At 48.0% G+C, this 22,725-nt stretch carries 6 protein-coding genes; 5 read left to right on the top strand and 1 reads right to left on the bottom strand.

The features are described from left to right. Positions 1–292 precede the first annotated feature (292 nt). The gene (locus IY568_RS19685; protein ID WP_155946265.1) at positions 293–451 is read left to right on the top strand and encodes a hypothetical protein; all 159 of its coding nucleotides are present in this window, start codon (positions 293–295) and stop codon (positions 449–451) included. A 635-nt stretch (positions 452–1,086) separates the two neighbouring features. Here the strand turns inward: IY568_RS19685 and rapA are convergent. Continuing rightward, positions 1,087–3,981, bottom strand: coding sequence for an RNA polymerase-associated protein RapA (gene rapA, locus IY568_RS19680; protein WP_194868471.1), 2,895 nt, complete (start codon positions 3,979–3,981; stop codon positions 1,087–1,089). Positions 3,982–4,367: 386 nt separating this feature from the next. Here rapA and IY568_RS19675 point away from each other — a divergent pair, with 386 nt between their 5' ends. From IY568_RS19675 to IY568_RS19660, 4 genes are all read left to right on the top strand, one after another. Further along, entirely contained in the window at positions 4,368–5,768 is a 1,401-nt protein-coding gene (locus tag IY568_RS19675; RefSeq protein WP_058797530.1) for a PhoH family protein, read from the top strand. Between the two features lie 753 nt (positions 5,769–6,521). Continuing rightward, the gene (locus tag IY568_RS19670) at positions 6,522–9,593 is read left to right on the top strand and encodes an efflux RND transporter permease subunit (protein ID WP_323744764.1); all 3,072 of its coding nucleotides are present in this window, start codon (positions 6,522–6,524) and stop codon (positions 9,591–9,593) included. Next, complete coding sequence (locus tag IY568_RS19665; RefSeq protein ID WP_194868469.1) at positions 9,594–10,355, top strand: efflux RND transporter periplasmic adaptor subunit; 762 nt, start codon at positions 9,594–9,596, stop codon at positions 10,353–10,355. It begins immediately after the preceding gene. 2 nt (positions 10,356–10,357) lie between these two features. Further along, positions 10,358–22,696, top strand: a complete 12,339-nt coding sequence (locus IY568_RS19660) for a non-ribosomal peptide synthetase (RefSeq protein ID WP_194868468.1) — start codon at positions 10,358–10,360, stop codon at positions 22,694–22,696. Positions 22,697–22,725 lie beyond the last annotated feature (29 nt).

Here is a 22,725-nt window from a genome sequence, read left to right as displayed (position 1 = left end):
GCTACAGTTGCTTTTGGGCCGGACGAAGCCGATTCAAAGGTCAAATTAACGTGTACAGGGTTAAGTAAAGGTTAAAGTGTGAATGGGAATAAAAATTCCCAAATTGGTAATAATGCGTATGAAAAAATGGTCTGATCAAAACATGAGCTATTTTTATAAATGTTTTTTAATGAAAGATTATTTATTAATCTCCAGTTGATTTAAATAAATATTTCATTAATTAAGGCTTTTTAGGGATATTAAAACCTGATATTGTTACCGCGATTTTTGTAACTAACCAAAGGAAATTAAGATGTTACTTAAACTAAGCAAAAAGACCGTTAAAAACCTTAACACCTCTTCTGCTAAACTTAATCCACAGCAAACCCCACAGGTTGCTGGTGGTACTAACCTGGACACGCTGATGTGTCTGAAAACCATGCAGTGCCCACAAACCTGGCAGTGCGCTTAATCGCTAATTTATGATCGACTCAGGGTGACCTGAGAGGTTATATCTTTAGTTTCTTGCTAGACAATGTTGTTGATCGTAGGCCAGTTTACTGGCCTGCTTTGTGTTTCTGCGGGCATCGTAGCGATGCATTTAATTGCGAAATGACTCTCCCTCTCTCATCTACAGGTGTAAATTTGATAACACTCGCGTTTGTCATCATCCGTGTGATTGTTATCACAGTGCACAGAAGTACCTATCAATGAGTGTTCTTGTACTCATGAATTTCAGATAACGCTTATATTGAGTAAATTTCTGCACATCGGTTTCTTTGTTGGCCGATTAATGTGGAAGAGGTGACCTGCCAGCTGTTTGTTTAAGCCAATGGCATGACACTGTATTGGGTCTGACGCAGGAAGTTTACGTAAAACTGATGAGCATCTCTCGCAAAATACGCTCAGATATAGAAAACTCTGTGGCAGCTATAAAACAAAAGTGTTGAACAAAATCTTTAAGCCATCTGGCTTGAAGATAAGACGTGATTTCCACGCTCCGAACCATACTAATGGCTTTGTTAGGGGAGACAGAAACCTCTTACTTAGTAAATCAAAATGTATGGGACACACCAAATAGTGTGCCCCTGTTTCTTGCTATGGTGTTTAATGCGCCACTACAATCAGGCGAATGGCGTCAAGTTTGACCTGCGCCTTGCTGATGTGCTCGCTGAGCGCGCTGCGTTGTTTATCGAACACCTGAATTTCTTCGTCACGGATATTCGGGTTAACCGCTTTCAGTGCCTGCAAGCGGGCCTGCTCGTCACTCAGGCGGGTTTCCATCTGTGCTTGTGCAGCCTGTTGCAGGTCAGCCATCTGTGCTTTGGCCTGCTCTTCGGCTTTGCTGATCAGCGGGTGAATACCCGATTGCAGCGCATTGGCCAGCTTACTGGCGGTCTGACGACCAACGGCAGAGAGCTGGTTGTTAAAGGCATCAAATGCCACGTTTTGTGCCAGATCATTACCGCTCTTATCCATTAGTACCCGGATCGGTGTGGGTGGCAGGAAACGGCCAATTTGCAGTGATTTCGGAGCCGATGTTTCGGCCACAAAGATCAGCTCAACAAAGAAAGTACCTACCGGCAGTTTGTTGTTTTTCAGCAGAGCAACAGAGGCACAGCCAAAATCATCGTCACAGATCATGTCCATCACACCTTCCACCATAGGGTGATCCCAGCTGATAAACTGAGCATCTTCTTGTGACAGCGACGTAGCACGGTCAAAAGTTACTGTGATGCCGTCGTCTTTCAGACTTGGGAAAGACGGGTTGAGCATATGCTCGGTGGGCTTCAGGATAATGGTGTTTTCACCTTTGTCTTCCTGATTTACCCCAAAGATGTCGAACACATTGATCATGTAAGTGGGTAAGACAACGTCGTCGTCGAGCGCTTCAATTTCTTCTGCAATGCCATCGGCTTTGCCCATACCGCTAGAGTGAAGTTCCAGCAGACGGTCCCGGCCTTGCTCCATTTTGGCACGCAGCACTGTGTTTTGCTTGGCAACCTGCTCAAGTAACGGATCCAGTTCTTCTTCATCACAGTTATGCGCAGCAACCAGTTCGAGTAAATCTTCAGAGAATTCTTTGTAAAGCAACTGGCCGGTGGTGCTGGTGGTTTCGAACGCATCCAGTGCTTCGTCATACCAGCGTAGCAGCACTTCCTGGGCTGTATTGGCAAAGTAAGGCACATGAATATTCACATCCTTCTGCTGACCAATGCGGTCCAGACGACCAATACGTTGTTCCAGCAGATCCGGGTTCAGCGGCAAATCGAACAGCACCAGGTGGTGGGCAAACTGGAAGTTACGACCTTCCGAGCCAATTTCTGAACACAGCAGCACCTGGGCAGAGTCATATTCATCGGCAAAGTACGCCGCAGCGCGGTCACGCTCTAAGATGGACATCCCTTCATGGAATACGGCTGACTTAATGCCTTCGCGTTCACGCAGGGTTTGCTCCAGGCTGATGGCGGTTTGTGCTTCAGCACAGATCAGTAGCACCTTTTGCTGTTTAAGCTCTTTGAGCTTATCGATCAGCCAGGCAACACGCGGGTCGAACTGGGTCCAGCTGGCGCTTTCGCCTTCAAACTCCTGGAAGATTTTTTCTGGGAACAGGGCACGCAGAGCGCTTTTATCTGCACTTTGAATGCCGCCAAGGTTACCCATGACAGAGATAGCTGTCTTGTACTGCTTAGGCATCTCAACAGGACAGGCGTGCAGGATACGGCTTGGATAGCCGTCAATACCACTGCGGCTGTTGCGGAATAAAATACGGCCTGTGCCATGACGGTCCAGCAGGTTGTTTAGCAGCGTTTGCTTGGCTGTTTCTTCGCCCTGTTCAACCTGGCTAAGCAGATCGGTGATGTCGGTTTCTTTTAACAGCTCAGTCAGGGTTGCTTTGGCTTTGTCGTCCAGCGCGGCGTCTTGTAGCAGTTTGTTGGCGGCATCGGCGACTTCTTTATAATGGCTTTCTTCTTCCACAAAGGCGTCGTAATCGTAGAACCTGTCTGGGTCAAGCAGTTGCAGACGAGCGAAGTGGCTGCGGTGGCCAAGTTGATCTGGCGTGGCGGTCAGCAGGATCAAACCAGCGATGTCCTGGCTCAGTTCCGCAATGCGCTGGTACTCGGTGCTTGGTTTGTCTTTTTCTACCGTCAGATGGTGCGCTTCATCAACAACCAACAGATCCCAGTCCGCTAATGTTGCTTGCTCAAACCAGCGGCGTTTCTTGGTGATAAATTCCAGGCTCACCAACACCAATTGCTCGGTTTCAAATACGTTTGGTGAATCCGCAAAGGCTTCGTCACAGCGGTCTTCATCAAAAATAGAGAAGTGCAAGTTGAAGCGGCGCAGCATTTCAACCAGCCACTGATGTTGCAGGCTTTCAGGCACGACGATTAGTACACGGCTGGCACGGCCCGTCAGAATTTGCTGATGTAGGATCATGCCGGCTTCAATGGTTTTACCTAAACCAACTTCGTCCGACAGTAAAACTCTGGGCGCGAAACGTTTGCCTACTTCATCGGCTATATAAAGCTGGTGAGGGATCAGGCTGGCACGCTGACCAATGAGGCCTTTTAAATGAGACTGCTGGCGATTGAACTGATGTTGCCAGGTTTGATAGCGCAGCGTGTAACGGTCAAATCGATCAACCTGACCTGCAAATAGACGGTCCTGAGGCTTGTTAAACTTAATGAAGTGATCTAAAAAGGTTTCTTTCAGTGTGACCGGTTCTTCGTTATCGATACGTTCGCCGTGATAACACAGCAAGTCGCCTTGTTCTTCGACTTTTTCAACACGCATTTCCCATTCGTCAACACAGCGGATCACATCGCCGGGATTAAAAATCACGCGGGTAACCGGGGCTTCCTGTACAGAATACACGCGGTTTTCACCACTGGCAGGAAACAATATGGTCACCTGGCGACCTTCCAATGCCACTATGGTGCCCAATCCTAAATCTGATTCAGTATCACTGATCCAGCGCTGACCTAAGGAAAAATTCATGCTTGTCTCGTCTCGCGGAAAAAAGGCGGCCATGGTACCGAGAAGCACCGCCTTGTTCAAGGTTGTGAGACAACGATAAACGTACATAAACTGTGATTTTTTTCACATTATGCTATTGACCTGAGCGAACACAGGAGCCTGGGCTACTTGTTGTCCTGTTTGGCGTTATTTCTGGCCACAGTGTTTACGTCCTCACGACGAAAAATAAGCATAGCTCAAGTGTTCAAAATTGACGTAGCGATGGCGCATTGTCTTACCGGGTGGTTAACGCGGCTGTCATAAAAACGACTTTTGTGACAAATAGACTAAACTTAGGGTAAGAGCATTGGCTTGCTTGGCGACCAAGTCTTTGTTCAGTAGTAGTTTTCACTAAATAGGAACGCACTATGGGAAATGATGACCTCGACCGTAAAATGTATGTGTTAGATACCAACGTACTCCTTCACGAACCCCTCGCTTTCTTTTCATTTCAGGAACACGACGTAGTAATCCCCATGACAGTTCTGGAAGAGCTGGACCACATAAAAGACAGAAAACGCGACGTCAGCAGCGATGCCAGGGTGGCCATTCGCAGCCTTGATGACGTGTTGCGTAACGCCTCACCAGAGCAAATGCTGGAGGGGGTTTCTTTGCCCAAAGTGCAGCGCGATACGCATAAACCCGCGAGCAGTGGCAAGCTCATCGTGATCAACGATCACTTGTATCCGGATAGCATCTCTGGTTTACCGGGTAACGAAAATGACCACCGAATTATTAACTGCGCCATTCAATTACAGAAACAATACTCAGATAAAAAAGTGGTGCTAGTCACCAAAGACATTAATATGCGCCTCAAGGCCAAAGGGGCCGGCCTCAAATTTGTAGAGGACTACCGCACTGACCAGCTCATTGATGACATTAACCTGCTGACCTCGGGGTATAACAAGTTTACCGGGGATTTCTGGGCCAATGTGGGTGAGTGCCAGACAGAACAGCAGGGCCGTTACACCTTGCATCAGGTGCCCGCAAAACTGATGCCCGAAGTCTTTGTCAATGAATACCTGATAGATGATGGGGAGCACTTTGCTGCCCGGGTGGTGGGTTATGATACAGAGCACGTGACACTAAAAGACATTAGCGTTGAGCGTCTGATGCACCAACAGGCCTGGGGCGTTGCGCCTAAAAATGTCTATCAGGGTATGGCGCTGGATGCGTTGCTGGACCCAAATATCGAGCTGGTGATCCTGACAGGCCCGGCTGGTTGCGGTAAAACCTTACTGGCGCTGGCCAGTGCGTTGGAAATGATCATTGAAAAAGGCGTATACGATAAGGTGATTGTGACCCGCAACACCCCGGAAATTGCCGAAAGCATAGGCTTTTTGCCTGGCACGGAAGAAGAAAAAATGGCCCCATGGCTGGCGGCAATCACGGATACGCTGGAGGTATTACACAAACACGACGAAAGCCCGATTTCGAGCCGTAACTACATTATGGAAAAGGCCAACATTCAGTTTAAGTCGGTCAATTTTATGCGTGGACGCAGTATCCAAAATGCGGTGGTGATTCTGGACGAGAGTCAGAACCTGACCGCCTCTCAGTTAAAAACCATTATCACACGCTGTGGCGAGGGCACTAAACTTATCTGTACCGGAAACCTGGCGCAGATAGACAGCAATTATCTGACCCCTGTGACGTCAGGGCTTACTTATATTGTTGAGCGCTTTAAAGATTTTGAAGGCTCTGCGACGATTAATCTCAACGGAGTCGTTCGAAGTCGTCTGGCCTCATTTGCTGAGCAAAACCTGTAAGCGAGACAGCGCAGTGGCGTCAAGCCATTGCGCTGCATCAGTGCAGTGTGTGTATTGCTCTTCTTGCAGATGGCACGTTTATCCACATGGAAAATTACCAGTTATCGGCTGAGTATCTCATTCTACCCGAAACGTATTGCGATGGTTACTTGCCTATTTTCACACCAACGACTTCGCAGTGGGTAAATTATGCCCATTTCACTTAATACCTGCTCCATTTGAAGGAGCAAATAAGACGCTAATGGCGTTAAAAATTTCTCACTTAGAACCTTCACCTAAGGTATAGGTTCGTACATGTTTGCCTCGCCTACTTGGACGCAGGTGTTTCAGCGATAGCAGGACGCGGGAGCGGTGTTATCGACCCTATTTTCTCGCCTCAAAACAGAACACTTAATTAAGTAAATTGGTATTAGCAAACTCACCGACCAGAGTGAAAGCACACTCGATGCTTTAAAACATACCTCATTAATCTTTGTAAATGAGCTGGTGACTTTAAAGAATTTAAAGTGCTATATTTTTTACATCTCAGGGAATGGATAGCGCTTTTCTGAGCGCCAGCTTGAATATCATTATTGCTAAACTTGGCTTTTTTTGTTTTATTTATGTTTATTAAGTTAATTTTGTGGTGTTTTGTTTCTATTTTTGATAATGCAAGGTTTGTCCAGTTGTGTATCCTAGCTCTATTTTATTGACATTTGTTTTTCTCATGATACTTTTTTTGCGTTAAGTGAATGTAGTGTAGATGGACTTGTAGTGTTAAGTAGTTATCTTTATTCCAGAACATTGCTCTTTGTTACTTGCGTGTCCATATTCCTCTTCGGTTTAATTGGTGCCTATAAAAACAAAGTTCAGTTGTTGCCAGATGTTGAGCCTCCCAGGATCTCTTTTTCAGTGAAATGGCCTAATGCCAGTGAAGCATTTTTACTGGCCAATATCGTTGAGCCTTATGAAAAAGTGCTCAACAGTAAACTTAATACGCTTGAAACTATAAAAGTTACGTTTAGTGATGAAAGTGTCAGGTTCGAAGTTCAGTTTGAATACGGAACTAATCTTGAAACTACAGAGCAAAAGATGCGCACTTTGTTGTCTGGGGTGCGAGCATTTCCAACCTATGTTGCTCCATTAAGGTTTCATCAAGGCGGTAACAATGTGTCGAATCAAGTTGTCGGCAGCTACTTCTTTACTTCAGAAAATGGTCAATTCACTCAGGCTCAGACTCAGTTAATAAAAGACATCGCTAAAAAACAGCTAGTCAGTATTTCGGGAGTGGAAAAGGCAGAACTGTTTCCTAACCTCGAGCAGCGAGTTGTTATCCGGCTTAAACCTGAGCAGCTAACGGCATTTGGGTTAACTCTTGGAGATGTACAGTCACGTGTTCGAACACTCTTGCAGGATTCAACGGGCACATTCGAACAAGATGCGTATTTATACACAGCAAGCTATCAAAGTGTTGACTCAATCAGTGCATTACAAAATGCAACTCTGGCAACCAAACTGGGGACTGTTATTCGTCTCAATCAAATCGCCAATGTCTCAGTTGAAGCTACACCTTCAAAATGGATGACTCGATTTAACGGGCAATCGGGGATCCTGGTACGTGTTTTACGTCAGAAGCAGGCTGATCTGTTGACCATTCAAAACGCAGTTGACGAACAGCTTGCGCTTAATACCACTGCACTCGATGTGGTTGCGTTAAATTATGAAATCACCTTTGATACTGGCCTGTTTATCAAGCGAGCAGTGTGGATGATGGTAGAAGCCATTTCACTGGGATTTGCTTTGTCTTTGCTGGTGTCGTTTATCTTTTTTCGCAGGGTAATACCAACTCTGTTGAGCAGCCTTATCACCCTGTTATCGATTATGGGGGTCCTTGGTGTCCTTTATCTGTTCGATGTTTCAATCAATGTTATCTCTTTGGCCGGGATCACTTTCGCGATAGGTATGTTTGTAGATGGTGTCCTGATTTTAATTGAGTATCTCGACAGACAGCCACACGCACTCAAACAGTCTCCGCAAGCAATTTTTAATGCGATATCGACCATGATCCCTGCTTTATTAGCGTCTACGGTGACGTCTGTCGTGGTGTTTTTACCCATTATCTTTAGTGAAGGAGCAGAAGGGCAGTTATTTTCTGGTTTGTCACTGGCGTTTGTATCTGGGCTACTTATTTCTCTGGCATTGACCATTCTGATTGTGCCTGTGTTTGTGCACGCTTTTATGTCCGACGAAGCAGGCCAAAAGGGTCGTTCTTTTGTTGCTGGTAAGTTGACGCATTTGGTTTTAAATAACATACCCGCCAGATTGGCGGTGATAGTTGTATCTACAGTGGTTTTTCTTTCATCGGCAATAATGTTGCTGCCCTCTTTGGGCTATTTACCTGATATTAAGCGTGATGCAATTGATGTTTATATTCCGCTTAAAAATACGGAGTCTAAGGAAAAAGTCAAAGAAGAGCTTGTTGAGCCATTAAATCGCCTTATTCCTCAATTAGTTGATGGGGATATTAAAAACTATTATGTGATTAGTCTGGGTCGGCTTGTTACCGTAGGTTTGCGCCTTGAGGACAATGAACAATTGCCTCAGACATTGGCGAAATTGAAGGCTGAGTTACCAGATGCATTTGCAAACTATAATGTCATCACAATCCATGGCAATTTATTCGGTGGAATTGAAGCAAAAAACAATCTAAAGATATATCTGCATGCGCATGATAAACAGTGGCTGGCGGCCAATCAGGACAATATTAAAGCACTATTTAATAAACACTTATCTGGCGTATCACTGCGTTTCAAACCCGATTTAACGGCACAAAAGAGTGTTTATAAAATTATCCCTAAATTCGACAACGCCAGTTTCATTGGTGTCAGCGAAGTCGAGCTTAAACAGTTATTTAAATCATTAACTCAGTCAAATTATCTTGAAACCTGGTCAATGAATGGCGAGGCCATCAACGTTTATATGACCCTCGGTGAGGGACAGTCTTTAAGTGAATATGCCAATGTGCCTTATGTCACACAGGCCGGGCGGCAGACCTATATAGGTGAACTTTTGGCGTTCGAGCAGACACAAGTCATTCCGTCACAAGTTCGCTTTAATAGCAGCTATGCCATTGAACTCAATATTGGGATCACCGATAAAGCCCTGTCTGTCAGTGACGTAATGAGCCAAATTGAACAACATATTGCGCCTGAGTTAACGGCGTTATTTGGTGACAAGGGACGGTTTGAATTAGAAGGCAGTGCTGCGAGCATCACGAAAGCTAAGCAGGCACTCAGCGGTATGTTTTTGTTTGTGGCTTTATCCCTGTTTGCAATCGTCACGTTCACCCTAAAAAACTATAAAGCCGGCTTGTATGTGCTTGCGAGTCTTATTACGCCGTTACTCGGAGGGGTGATAGCCATCATTTTACTTGAAGTGATGACTGGGATCCGACTCGATGTACTGAGTGTGATCGGGTTTATCATTATGCTTGGCACGGTTGCAAATAACTCAATTTTGCTGGTCGACACGGCTGCTCGTCTGGCAGAGTCTGGGTTGGCGCAATCACAGGCTATATTGCAGGCCATTGCGCAAAGGAAACGAGCAGTATTGATAAGCTCTTTGACAACCATTGCCGGGATGGTGCCGTTATTACTATTCCCGTCGGAAGCGGGACAGCTTTACAAGGGAATCGCCGCAATTATTATTGGCGGAATGGCGTTTAATTTACTCAGTATTTTTACAGTCGTTCCTGCTTTTATGGCCCAATTTGGCTGTAGCTCAAATAAATCCCCTGAAATCGAACAACAAGAAAAACATCAAAACGAGTATCAAGGAGCTGCTTAGATGAAATATTTGGTGGTCATGGCACTGCTTTGCCATGCAGTCGGTGCTGCGTGCGCGTCAGAACTAAAACAGAGTCGTTTCCCTGCACAGGTCTACTCTAAACATAATTATGTTTTGTCTGTGGAGCTTTTCGGAACATTGGAGATGGTGTTAGATGAGGGCGCTAAGTTTAAAAAAGGTGATACGGTGTTCCGCCTTGATACGTCCCTGGAGCAGGCTCAGTTAAAAGCATATCAGCAATTGGAAGTGCTTACACAAGATCAGCTGGCGATCAATCGTACGATCTTTGCTAATTATAAGCAGATGCATGAAAGAAAGGCACTGAGTGAAGATCTGTTATCTGAAAAAGAACTTTCAGTCATTAACAGCGAAATTCAGCGCACGCGCAACTCTGTAGACATCGCACAAATGCGCAGTGCTATCAAAAGAAAGCAATTTATAGCGCCGTTCGACGGTGTCGTACTTGAACGCTTGTCCAGCCCTAGAGAAGTTGTACAGCAGGGTAAAAAAGTGGTCAGAATACTCAAAGACAATGATCTTTACCTCAAGGTAAAATTGCCTGTCTCCAGCCTGTCTAACTATGCACTTGGTAAAGCGTCTGTGATCAACGGGCACTTGTCTTTGCCAATAGAGTTGGACTATGTATCTCAACAAGTTGATAAGCAGACGAATACTGTAGAGGTCAGCTACGCGTTACCTGATGCGCCGTTTAGGGTGAATGAGACCGTGATGATCACCATGCCATTGAACAAGGAGGTGTGATCATGACAACACAACTTAATGAAGCTCAGGCGCATTTTTTGTCTTTTTTTGTGCAGGTGCTTGGGCAGCCTCTGGGCTGGCAAGAGAACTTTTTTGAAGCCGGTGCCGACTCTGTTGATGTGATCACGCTAGTCGAACGACTCGAAGATGAGTGTGCTTTGTATGTTCCAGATAATCTGGTGTTTGAATATGAGACGCCAATGGCCATTTGGCAAGCGCTCGAAGAGAATGCACCGTTGGCACCTTTTCAGTCACCTGAGCATGCACAGGGAGATGTCCCAATTTCTGCCAGTCAGTATTCTTTCTGGCCCATTTATCAGGACCCGGATAAAACGCCCGCATACAATGTACCTTTGGTGCTAGAGTTGTCAGGAAGGGTGGATCTGGACAAACTCAAAGCGGTATTTCGTGATATTTATCTGGCACATGATGTGCTGCACAGCGTATTTCGCTATCAGCACAATGACGTGGTTATGTCTGCGGCCGTTGACCCGAACTGGTGTGTGACTGAGGTTGAAGCATCTGAGGATGATTTTGCTGAGTACATTTCAACTGAGATGGCCCATATTTTTGATCTGTTTTCAGGCCCTTTGTTTCGTGTCCAGATTGTCCGCTCTGGATCCGAGAAAATGCTGGTTCAGCTCAATGCACCCCATATCATAATGGATGGTGTTGCTATGAACCTGCTTTGGCGTGAGTTCATCCAAAGGTATGAAAATAATTATAGGCCTGGCCCTGATCAATCAGATTACTTTGCTTATCTGGCAACTCAAAAAGTCGAAGACAACGCATTCTGGCAGCAGTATCTGAGTGGGTATCAGCCTTTTGCATTGCACTCCTTTGCGGAGCCTGCCAGGGACAACGCGTTTAACTGTCAACTGGCCTTAGATAACAAACTGAGCTCTCAGCTGGAGACGATGGCCAGTGAGCACAAAGTGTCAGTATTCACTGCTGCAATTCATGTTTTTGCTCACACTCTGGCACAGTATGTTGGTGAGCAAGAGGTGGTAATAAGTACCCCTTACGCTAACCGAACACAGCGCCAGACAAGAGCAACGATTGGTCAATTTGTGGCAATGTTGCCATTGCGTTTTCGCACCGCGTCTCAATCGATATGGCAGCATGTTGACGAACAGGATAAAGCCATAAAGCAGGCAATGGCCTGCGCAGAGTTTGATTTGGCTGCACTCAGTGAGCAACTAGGACTAGCCAGTCAGGGAGGTATTCATCCTCTTCAGCAAGCCGTTTTTTCCTGGAAGTCTGGTTTACTGGAAGCTGACGATTTCGCTGCCGTTAACGTATCTCGGCGCAATGACAGTAGGGCTGCGAGCAAGTTCCCGATTGCCCTAACCATGTACAAAGTGGGTGAGCAGTATCAGATGGACTGGGAGTTTGATACCCAGTTATTATCAAAATCAACCATTCAGGTGCTGCAATCTCGTTTTGAGCAGCTGATAGCGCAAAACGGTGCACTGAGTTTTCTAGATCAGACAGCCATTCCAGCAGACCCTGGGGTGACCGTCACACTGCCAGAACAGTTCAGTCAGGTTGTCGCACAATATGGTGATAAAACAGCTGTGCGACATGAATTACACTCACTCAGTTATATTGAGTTAGATAAACACAGTAGTGCCATTGCTGCTTACCTTCAAGTACAGGGATACGGTCTTGGGGCGCCGATAGCTGTGGCCTTACCTCACGACTTGGAACTGATCATTGCCGTACTCGGTATCATCAAAGCGGGATGTGTATACGTCCCCTTATCGCTGAGGAACACGCCTGAGCAAAACTTAAAGATGATGCGCCTGGCACACTGTGATATGTGCTTCAGTGCACAGCAGGATTATACCGACATTACGCTCGCGTCGGTGTCGGAGATAATCGCAGCCGGTGCCGTCGATTACACTGATCCTCTCATTGCGCCTACCGCTGCGGCCTACATCAATTTTTCATCGGGAACCACTGGGGAGCCAAAAGGCATTGTATGCCCGCATCAGGGCATTACCCGGATGGTGCTGAACCCCAATTATATGTCATTGAGCAGCGACACTATCATGCTCTGTACTTCCAGTATTGCTTTCGATGCATTTACGTTTGAGCTGTGGGGTGGGCTGCTCAATGGGGGCACTCTGGTTCTGAAAGAAAACGGCACCTTAGACACGCAGGGTTTACGCCAACTGGCAGCCGAGACCCAGGTCAATACTGCCTTACTGACCTCAGCATTGTTTAATACATTAGTCGATATTAATGTTGGGGCATTTGAGGGGATAACTCAACTCCTGGTGGGAGGGGATGTCGTCAGTGCCGGACACGTAGCCTCTTTGTATGCCAGCAATGAAAATATTCAGGTTATCAATGCCTATGGGCCGACCGAAAATACCACGATGACCAGTTGCTTTTTGATCCCCAGAAGTGTTGCGGCAGGGAGTAAATTGCCGATTGGCAGGCCGCTAAATGGTACTCAGGTTGTGATTTGTGATCCGCAAGGTCAGATCCTGCCGCCAGGTTTTACGGGTGAAATAGTGACAACTGGTGCTGGGTTGGCACTTGGCTATCTGGACAACGCGTTAAACGCAGGCAAGTTTATCGAGTTAAACATTGCCGGAGACACAGTACGGGCTTATCGTACCGGTGACTTGGGCTACTTTGATGCGCAACATACTCTGCAATTTCTGGGGCGACGCGATCAACAGGTTAAAGTGAACGGCCAACGAGTTGAATTGGAGGCTGTCAATCACTGTGTCGCCCAACTGACCGGAACGCACACTGTTGAAACCTTGGTTATTAAAGCAAATGGCACGGGATTTTTAGTCAGTTTTGTCTCTGGTCAGACTGTTGATATGGATGAAGATGCGCTATTGTCGGCTGTTTCTGCACAGCTTCCTCCTCACCTGACACCGAACAGTATTCTGGGCATGGATACCTTGCCTGTCACCTCAAATGGTAAGGTCGATAAACGTGCCCTGGAGCAGCATTATTATGCCCATACCGAGCGCCAAAATGCCGAGCTTGTCAGCCTTACGCCGGCGCAATCTGAACTGGCCGATATGTGGCGTGTAGAGCTGGGAGACGTTGCCCTACATCCTAGAGCGCACTTTTTTAAACTCGGTGGTAATTCTATTTTGGCACTGAAAGTAAAAAATCGGATCGAGCAGAAGCTGGGGCACAGTATTGCGTTTTCTCGGTTGCTGGCAGCACCGTTATTAATGGATATGGCGAAGCTGTTGCAAGCGAGTCAGCCGGAGCAACCTAGGTTCAATGAGTCCATGGATGAGGTTAACCGTGGCGTTGCCTTGTCAGCGCAACAGCAGGGGCTTTGGCCAATCTACCAGGATCCGACACTGAGTCCGGATTACAACATTGTATTTGCCATCGCCGTAGATGGTCCGTTGGACACGGCCAGGCTGGAGCAGGTACTAAAAGATGTTTATGAGCAGCACGATGCGCTCCACGGCAGGTTTGTGCAAGATGGCGAGCAAGTATGGTTTGCCAGCCACTCCACTTCTCAGTGGTGTGCCCAGACCATCAGGGTGACACCCGAGACACAACAGGAGCACATTACGCTGGAGTGTCAGCGAGTGTTTGGGTTATGCACTGATCCCTTGTTTGTCGCAAAAATTCTAAAGCAAGACACAAATACGCATACCGTGTTACTTAATATGCCGCACATTGTGAGTGATGGCTGGTCGATGAACAAATTATGGGCGGATATTGTGGCTCGTTACGAAGGGCTGGATAAGCCGGCACCTCAGTCTGGCTTCAAAGCGTATCTTGCCCAACAGGTCACTCGTGCAGACAATGCTGTGTGGCGCGATGTATTACAGGGTTATGAACCGTTTAGCCTGCATAGTGTCTCAGTGCCACAACAGACTGGGCAATACGTTGTTCACTCGACTTTATCCGCACAACAGACTGAGGCATTGCGGAAACTTGCAGAGCAGTACGAATGCTCTGTATTTTGTGCTGCCCTGAGCGTGTTTGGTCAGAGTATTGCTCAGTATACGGGCAAAGACGATGTTGTTATTAGTACGCCTTTTGCCAATCGCCTGGACGCCCAGTTTGCTGAAGTCGTCGGTTTTATGGTCACTATGTTGCCGATCCGGATGCGGTGTGGCAATTTAACTCGGGATCAGCGTTTTACTCAGCTAAAACAAGACTTAACAAGTTTGTTTGATCACACTGATGTGGATATTAATCAGCTGGTGTCTGACCTGGCTTTAGCGGTTACAGAGGGGCACAATCCGCTTCAGGAGGTCGTGTTTTCGTGGCAGGAGAGCTTGTTATCGCTGGACGCATTCACTGATACGACAGTGTCCAAACAGGAGGTGATGCTATCTCGTGCTAAGTTCCCGGTATCACTCACGGCGTGCCAAAATGGTGATGAGACTGCGCTGAGGTGGGAGTTTGATACGACACGTATTTCCGCGCAGACTATCGAGCTATTGGATGAGTTGTTTAAGGCCAAGCTGCTGGAGACATCTCATGTTAAAGCACTGGATGTATCGTTTGATGAACCACTGAAAGCAGACCTGAATCGCCGTTTTGCAACGGTCGCTGCTGAAAACGCCAATGCCATTGCCCTCAGGCAGGGCACACAAACACTGACTTACACACAGCTGGATGAGCTGTCGAATAACGTATGTGCTCATTTGCAGGCCGCGGGCGTTACTGCTGGCACCCGGGTAGGGATCACCCTTGCCCACGGACTTGAGCAGGCGATTGCCTTGCTGGGGATTGTGAAAGCGGGTGCTGTTTACGTGCCATTGGATATGTCAGATCCTGATGAACGGTTAGTGAGCCTAATTGAGCTGTGTGAGATAACACATCATGTTCACGCCGAACAACCAATTGTGCATATCATTCACAATCACCCTATCTCAGCCTTACTTGAGCCGTCGGCTCAGCCTGTGTTAGTTGCTCAACTTGATGGTCCTGCGCCGTTATACATAAACTTTTCATCTGGCACTACGGGCGAACCCAAAGGCATTGAATGCTGTCATCAGGGAGTATTACGCCTGGTGGATCAGCCGAACTTTATGCGTTTAGATGCCGCTACTACCATGCTGTGTTCAGCACCACTGGCCTTTGATGCTTTTACTTTGGAATTCTGGGGGCCGCTACTCAACGGTGGTCAGGTCAGTTTTCGTCAGGCTGGACAGATCGACAATGCTGAGTTGAGCTACCAAATCCAGACACTGGGTGTTAATACAGCCTGGCTGACTTCGGCCTTATTTAACACCTTGGTAGACATTGACGTGAGTGCATTTAAAGGCCTTAAGACGCTCCTGGTTGGTGGGGATGTTGTGTCTCCTGCGCATGTTCAGCGTGCTTACCGTGAACATAGTGAGCTGAGCATTATCAATGGTTATGGCCCAACGGAAAATACTACTTTCACTTGTTGCTTTCACATTCCCAGAGACTGGCCACAACAAGCAAGCTTGCCTGTCGGGCAGCCTATTCAGGGGGGGGCAGTGTATGTACTCAATAATCGGGGAATGCGTTTGCCGGACGGTTGTGTGGGGGAAATTGCCGCTGCGGGACTAGGGCTGGCAACGGGCTATCTGGATAGCGCCCAAAATACCGGGCGATTCGCTTACCTTGAAGAGCAGGGTATACGCACTCGTATCTACAAAACCGGCGATCTGGGCTTTATCGATGTTCAGGGAGACGTGCACTTTATGGGACGCCGCGATGGCCAGCTTAAAGTGAATGGATTCCGGGTGGAGCTGGATGCCATTGATCGAGTGCTGGCTGAGCAACGAGGAGTCCAGCAGGCACAGACAATCGCATATAAGCAGCAAACTCAACAGCAGTTGATTAGTTTCCTGGTTCTGGACGCAGAGACTATGTGCTTCGATGCAGATGAGGTCGCGCGGCTTGTCAATGAGTATAAACCAGACATCAGTACTGCTTTGCCATCCTACATGCTGCCAAATGCCATATTGGCTATACCGGCCTTGCCTGTGACGGCCAATGGTAAAGCGGACCGTCGTGCGCTGAAGCGTATTTATCAGCAATGGCTGACAACACGAACTCAGACAAGTCATACCGGGTTTTCTGCACTGCAAGCCACTGTTGCCCAGGTTTGGTGTGATATTCTGGGTTGCGTCGATGTCACGCTTTACGATCACTTTATGCAGCTGGGAGGGACGTCTCTTCTGGCGCTGAAAGTATCTCACCAGTTATCACAACAACTTGGTTTTGAGGTCAGCTTTATTGATGTGATGCAGAACCCCGTTTTGCAGCAGTTATGTGATGAGCTAGCTGCTCGCAAGTTGACGTTTAACCACACCAAAGAAGCCATTTTTAAACGCAATATCACAGCTGCACAGCTGGATGCACGGCAGATGCAGTTGTGGCCTTTGTACGTGCAAAAACAGGCCGCACATTACAATATACCCTTGTGTTATGACCTCAAAGGGTCACTGAATACCCGCAGATTGTGCAGTGCATTTAAATATGAATATCTGCACAGGCAGGCGCTGCACAGTGTGTTTGAACAACGTGGCGATGCTATTTGTATGGTGCCCAGACCACAGCTTGACTGGCAGGTTGAGCTTCATCAAGGGACAGAATCAGACTGTGTTGCCTTGCTACACCGCGAGCAGCATAGAGTGTTTGATCTCAGTTCGGACCCTTTATTAACCGTGCACCTTATAAAGCTGACGGACGAGCACCATGTACTACTGATGAATACGCCACATATTGTCACCGATGGCGTGTCGCTTGATGTGCTTTGGCAAAGCGTCGCTGAGTCATATAACTCGGGAATAGGCCGCAGTCAGAGTATTGATTTTTATGACTATGTGGATGCCAGTACACAAGGTGATTTGGATCAACATTACTGGCAAAGTCGGTTAGCAGGTTACGACCCTGTGACGTTACACAGCTTTGGCCGGACAAATACATCGGGACCTCGTCGCCATCGGGTGACTGTCTCGGCTGAGCATACCCGGTTGCTGAAAGAGGCTGCTCAATCCCATGATGTGAGCCTATTCAGCTATACATTACAACAATGGGGTCAGACGGTTGCAAGGTACCTGGGTGAGCAGGATTTAGTGATCAGTGTTCCCCTGGCCAATCGTCAGGACGCTCAATGGCAGTCAGTGGTCGGCTATCTGGCTTCTGTCGTGCCAGTCAGGTTAGATACCAGCCTGGCAGCACAGCCCTTTTATCAGTCTCTGCTGCGCGATTTAGATGCCCCGGCATGTGACTATCGGGCAATCTTACCCGAACTTGGGCTGCAGATGGCCGGAACAAGCCACCCTCTGCAACAGCTGGTGTTTTCCTGGCAAACTGGTTTACAGCTATCAGCTGAATTAGACCAGCTAACCACATCGCGAAGGGATACATCGGGTGTCAGTGCCAAGTTCCCATTGAGTGTGTCCGTTACGGAGCAGGATGACACGCTCGTGATGCACTGGGAGTTTGATAATCACACTCTGAGCTTGTCAACTATCGAACAGTTACAGCACATGTTCGTTGCGCAACTCGAAAATGCGTATTGCCGGGAGCTGCCAAAGTCTGTACCTCAGGCAAACTACCCTGACGTGATCACGGTCTTTGCAAAGCAGGTTGCACAGCACCCGGAGGCTATCGCCCTCAGAGCCGGTACCATGTCAATGACCTATCAAGCACTGTGGCAGCAAAGCAGTCAGGTGGCACATTATTTAGTTGCTCAGCAGGTTAAACCCGGTGAGCGCGTGGGTATCTGTATGGCACGTGAGCACAGTCTGGTACCTGCTATTATCGGTATTGTGATGGCCGGAGGCGTGTATGTACCTATGTCGGCAGAAGACCCCTCAGAGCGCTTGTCCGAACTAGCGGCGCTGGCAAAAATAAGCCATTGTCTGGTTGATTTACCTCGGGAAGGGGCCTTTACGGCACATCAAATATCTGAGGTGCTTGCACAGACCACCGCGGTGCAGCCTCTGCCAGAGCGTTCCGGAAATGACCCAATTTATATTAACTTCTCGTCCGGGACTACAGGCAAGCCCAAGGGAATTGAATGTGTGCATCAAGGGGTGACACGACTGGTGTGCGCGCCGGACTTCATGCAGCTGAATACACACACCCAGATGTTGTGTGCAGCGGCTCAGACGTTTGATGCTTTCACCCTTGAGTTCTGGGGGCCTTTACTGAATGGCGGTTGCTTGCATTTGCTGACAGAGCCGCAGCTCAATGACGCATTATTAAACACCTACAGTGAAACCAATGGCGTGTGTACCGCATGGCTAACAGCTGCGCTATTTCATACCCTGGTAGACATCGACCCCAGTGTGTTTAAACACCTTAAACAATTGCTGGTCGGTGGCGACGTCGTTTCGCCTGCTCATGTTCAGAAAGTTTATGCAGTCAACCCGCAGATTGACATTATCAATGGTTATGGACCAACTGAAAATACGACCTTCACGACCTGTTATCGGATCCCAAGAGATTGGCCAGCAGATGAAGCATTACCCGTAGGTAAGGCCATTCAGGGGACTGCTGTTTATGTTATGGATGCACACAGGCAGATACTCCCCCATGGCTGTGTAGGTGAGATAGTGACGTCAGGTTACGGTCTGGCTAAAGGCTATCTGGAAATGGCATTGAATCAGGATAAGTTTATTACCCTGTCGCTACCCACAGGAGACGGTCGGGCCTACAGAACCGGTGATTTCGGTTACTTTGACAGCGAAGGGTTGCTGCGTTTTGTCGGGCGTAAGGATCATCAGGTCAAAGTGAACGGCTACCGTATTGAGCTAGATGCCATTGATAGAGCGTTACAAACGCTGGAGCCGGTGGAGTCAGCACTGACACTGGCAATAACTCAGGGGAATAGCCAGATCCTGGTAAGCTTCGTGGTTGCCCCCAATTTGCCTGTACAGCCGGACGGGGCGGCACAATTGCTGCACCCGTTGGCTAATCTGCTACCTGGTTATATGCAACCAGGCACGCTAATCCAGTTACCCGCACTTCCTTTAACTGCGTCCGGTAAAGCGGATCGCAAACGACTCACTGACATTTACGCTCAGTGGCAGGCTAACACCCAGCAAAGCGATCGTCAGATGACACCGACAGAGTGCTGTGTGGTATCCATCTGGAAGGAGGTACTGGGTGTTGAACAGGTTTTTGCACAGTCACACTTTTATCAATTAGGCGGTAACTCGTTGCTAATGTTGAAGGTTCATGCGGCGCTCAGCGAGCAGTTGGAGCAAGATGTTCCTCTGACTACGCTGATGCAAAATCTCACCGTAGCCACCTTGGCCTGTGCGCTAGAGGCGTTAACGAGTCAGGCTGTGGCAGTGTACCCGGTGGGCATCGATGACTTTGAAGAGGGTGCCGCTTTACGATTGACTGCCCAGCAGGAGAGTCTGTATCTGGCAATGGCCAAACATCCTGACAGTGCCTATAACGTCCCTTTATTTGTTCCAGTGGATACAACATACAGCACGGCACATATTTTGGCGTGTGTCACAGCGTTGCTAGACGCATACCCTTCACTGCGTTTGTGCCTTTCGGAATCTGCAAATGGTGTTACGCAAACGGCACTACCAAGTCATGAGGTTGCACTGAATCATACTCGTATGAGCCAGCAACAGTGGCAGGAGTTTAGGCATACAGCTAACAGTGCACGTATTGACCTGAGCCAGTGTGTTTCCGATATACAGCTGGTTGATGTGGATAATGGTACGCGCTGGTTGTGTTTGAATGTGCACCATATTGCGATTGACGGACAGTCCGCTGCGCCACTGATTAATGCGCTTTCCCGCGTGCTACAGGGTGAGTCTTTACATCGGGATACGGGCTTTATACGGCAAGCGAAATGGCAACAAAGTGACGACTACCAGGCATTGCTAGCTACTCAGTTGCATTACTGGTCAGACAGACTTGCAGGATTACCAGAGTTTACCGGGGTAAGCTACCTGAGCACGCCGGATAACGCCCGCCCCGCGGCATATCTGGATACTACATTCTCCCCTGAACTCAGCACAGCAGTGACGCGTCTGGCTCAACAGCTGGAGATCAGTGAATTTACCTTTTGGTCCGCTATTGTGACTTATGTGTTGGGACGTCTAAATCAGACGACTTACGCCAGTGTGCTAACGCCGGCTGCAAATCGTCAGTTTGCTGAAGACCGCAACAGTGTTGGGTATTTTGCTAACACCGTTTTACTTTATGCTCATTGGGATGAACAGAGTAGCATCTCCAGTTATTTACAAAACTGGCAATCCCGGATCACTGACGATCTGTGTCATCAGGCTGCTCCCATTGATCGTGTTCTGGCGCAAAGAGCACTGCAACAGGCTGCACCAGAGGGGGCGCCGGGTGTCATGTTTAGTTTCCTGGCAGGCGGAGAACCTCCGTTTGAAACAGGGCGTAATAGTGAAGTGAAGGTTGATCTGGGGATTAGCATTCGTAAAGGTACCGACAGCACCCACTTAACGCTCGAATACAGAGCTAATGCATACAGTGCACAGATGCAACGTGCATTGGCTGATACAATTAGCCTGGTTGCTGAGCAGTTTGTCTCTGCAGATACTTTGACGTTAGGTGAAGTAGCTTTATATCAGGGGATGATGGCAGGTGATACGCTGGCACCTGACTATGTGCATAACATTGCTGATGTGATTCTGACCAGGGCGCTGATGCAGCCTCGTAGTTTTGCATTGTCATGTCAGGCTGAGCGCTATACCTATCAGGAAGTCGCTGAGCAGGCGCAGAGCATAGCAGCCAGCCTGCAGCACCGGGGAATTGTAAAAGGCGACCGTGTTGCGGTGCTGATGGGACGCCATGCTGGACTGCCTATTACGCTGCTGGGGATCTGGCTTGCGGGAGGAGTTTATGTGCCACTGGATCCGGACTACCCTGAGTCACGAACAGAATACATTTTGCAAGATACTCAGCCCAAGTTGGTGATTTGTGACAGTAAGACACAGTATCAGTCTGAGCAATTTACCCTGGTTGAGCAGTCCATGCTTACCTCATCGACTGGACAGGCCCTGCGCACGTTAGTGCGTGTTACTGAGTCCGATCTCTCCCATCTGATCTATACATCAGGATCAACCGGAAAGCCCAAAGGCGTTATGGTTCGTCATGGCGGCGTACTGGCGTTGCATCAGTGGGCCAAAGCTTACTACACACCGGCGGAGCTGGCTCTGGTTTACGGTGGTACATCTGTTTGCTTTGACTTATCCGTGTTTGAGATTTTTATTACCTGGAGTCTTGGCGGGCAGTTGCACTTTGCGAACAACGCACTGCAATTGCTGGATGATGCATCTGAATTGCCGATTACTCTGCTTAATACCGTGCCTTCAGTACTCAAAGAAGTGCTGAAACACCAGCCTCTGAGTGACACTGTGAAAGTGGTCAACCTGGCTGGAGAGCCTTTGCCCCCTGAACTGGCAACCACACTCTATGAGCAGCAGCCAAAGTGTCGGGTGGTCAACTTGTATGGTCCGAGTGAGGACACCACCTATTCTACCTATTATCAGGTACCGAAAGAACAGTCTGAACCTATGCTAATTGGAGCGCCACTGACAGGCACGCAGGCTTTTGTGGCCGATCAGTCAGGCCGGTTGATGCCGCCTTTATTCAGTGGCGAATTGTATTTAAGCGGTGCCGGATTGGCACGAGGTTATTGGGACCGGGAGGACCTGACAGCCGAAAAATTCGTCACTTTACACGGTAGCCTGAGCTATAAAACGGGCGATCTGGTGCGTGATATGGGCCAGGGGCAATATGCCTACCTTGGCCGTATTGATAACCAGGTTAAGCTCAATGGATTTCGCATAGAACTAGATGAAATTGATAATGTGTTGCTCCGTTGTGACGGTATTGTCGAATCCTGTTCGATTGTGGTTGAGCTGCCCGCTGGCAAGCAGATAGTGTCTTTCGTTGTGACAAATGGGATGTTCATGGACCTCAATCTTGCTTATCAGAGGGCAGGTGAGTACTTACCACCATACATGGTGCCGGCGCATATTCAGCTGATAGATACTATGCCTAAGACGCTGTCTGGCAAACAGGATCGTAACGCATTGCAGCAACAGGCTCAGTCGCTTGAAAGTCCGGTCTGTGAGATAGACTGGTCTAAGTATTCAGCAACGGTCAAGTGGTGCTGCGAGCTATACCGTGAGCTGCTCGGCTCAGACGTGATCACGCCACAAAGTGGGTTTCTTGCTTGCGGAGGTAACTCATTGTTGGTGGTGTCGGTGATTAAGCGTATCAACTCGGAATTTGAAGTTGAAATATCGTTTGCGGATGTCTTTGCTGCCTCAACACCTGAGCAGCTTGGAGCCGTTATTGATGGCCTTGGCGTGGAAGATAACGCCGACGACGAGTTAATTTTGATTTAAGTGTGCACCGGGGTATCCGGTAAATACAT

The organism is Pseudoalteromonas sp. PPB1, assembly GCF_015356275.1.
Classification (GTDB): domain Bacteria; phylum Pseudomonadota; class Gammaproteobacteria; order Enterobacterales; family Alteromonadaceae; genus Pseudoalteromonas; species Pseudoalteromonas rubra_D.
Note: the sequence above shows the minus strand (reverse complement) of the source record. Positions and strands in the feature narration are given on the sequence as shown.

Bases quoted from the DNA above. Each gene is read 5' to 3' on its own strand.
- IY568_RS19685 (WP_155946265.1), top strand. From the start codon at position 293: ATGTTACTTAAACTAAGCAAAAAGACCGTTAAAAACCTTAACACCTCT.
- rapA (WP_194868471.1), bottom strand. From the start codon at position 3,981: ATGAATTTTTCCTTAGGTCAGCGCTGGATCAGTGATACTGAATCAGAT.
- IY568_RS19675 (WP_058797530.1), top strand. From the start codon at position 4,368: ATGGGAAATGATGACCTCGACCGTAAAATGTATGTGTTAGATACCAAC.
- IY568_RS19665 (WP_194868469.1), top strand. From the start codon at position 9,594: ATGAAATATTTGGTGGTCATGGCACTGCTTTGCCATGCAGTCGGTGCT.
- IY568_RS19660 (WP_194868468.1), top strand. From the start codon at position 10,358: ATGACAACACAACTTAATGAAGCTCAGGCGCATTTTTTGTCTTTTTTT.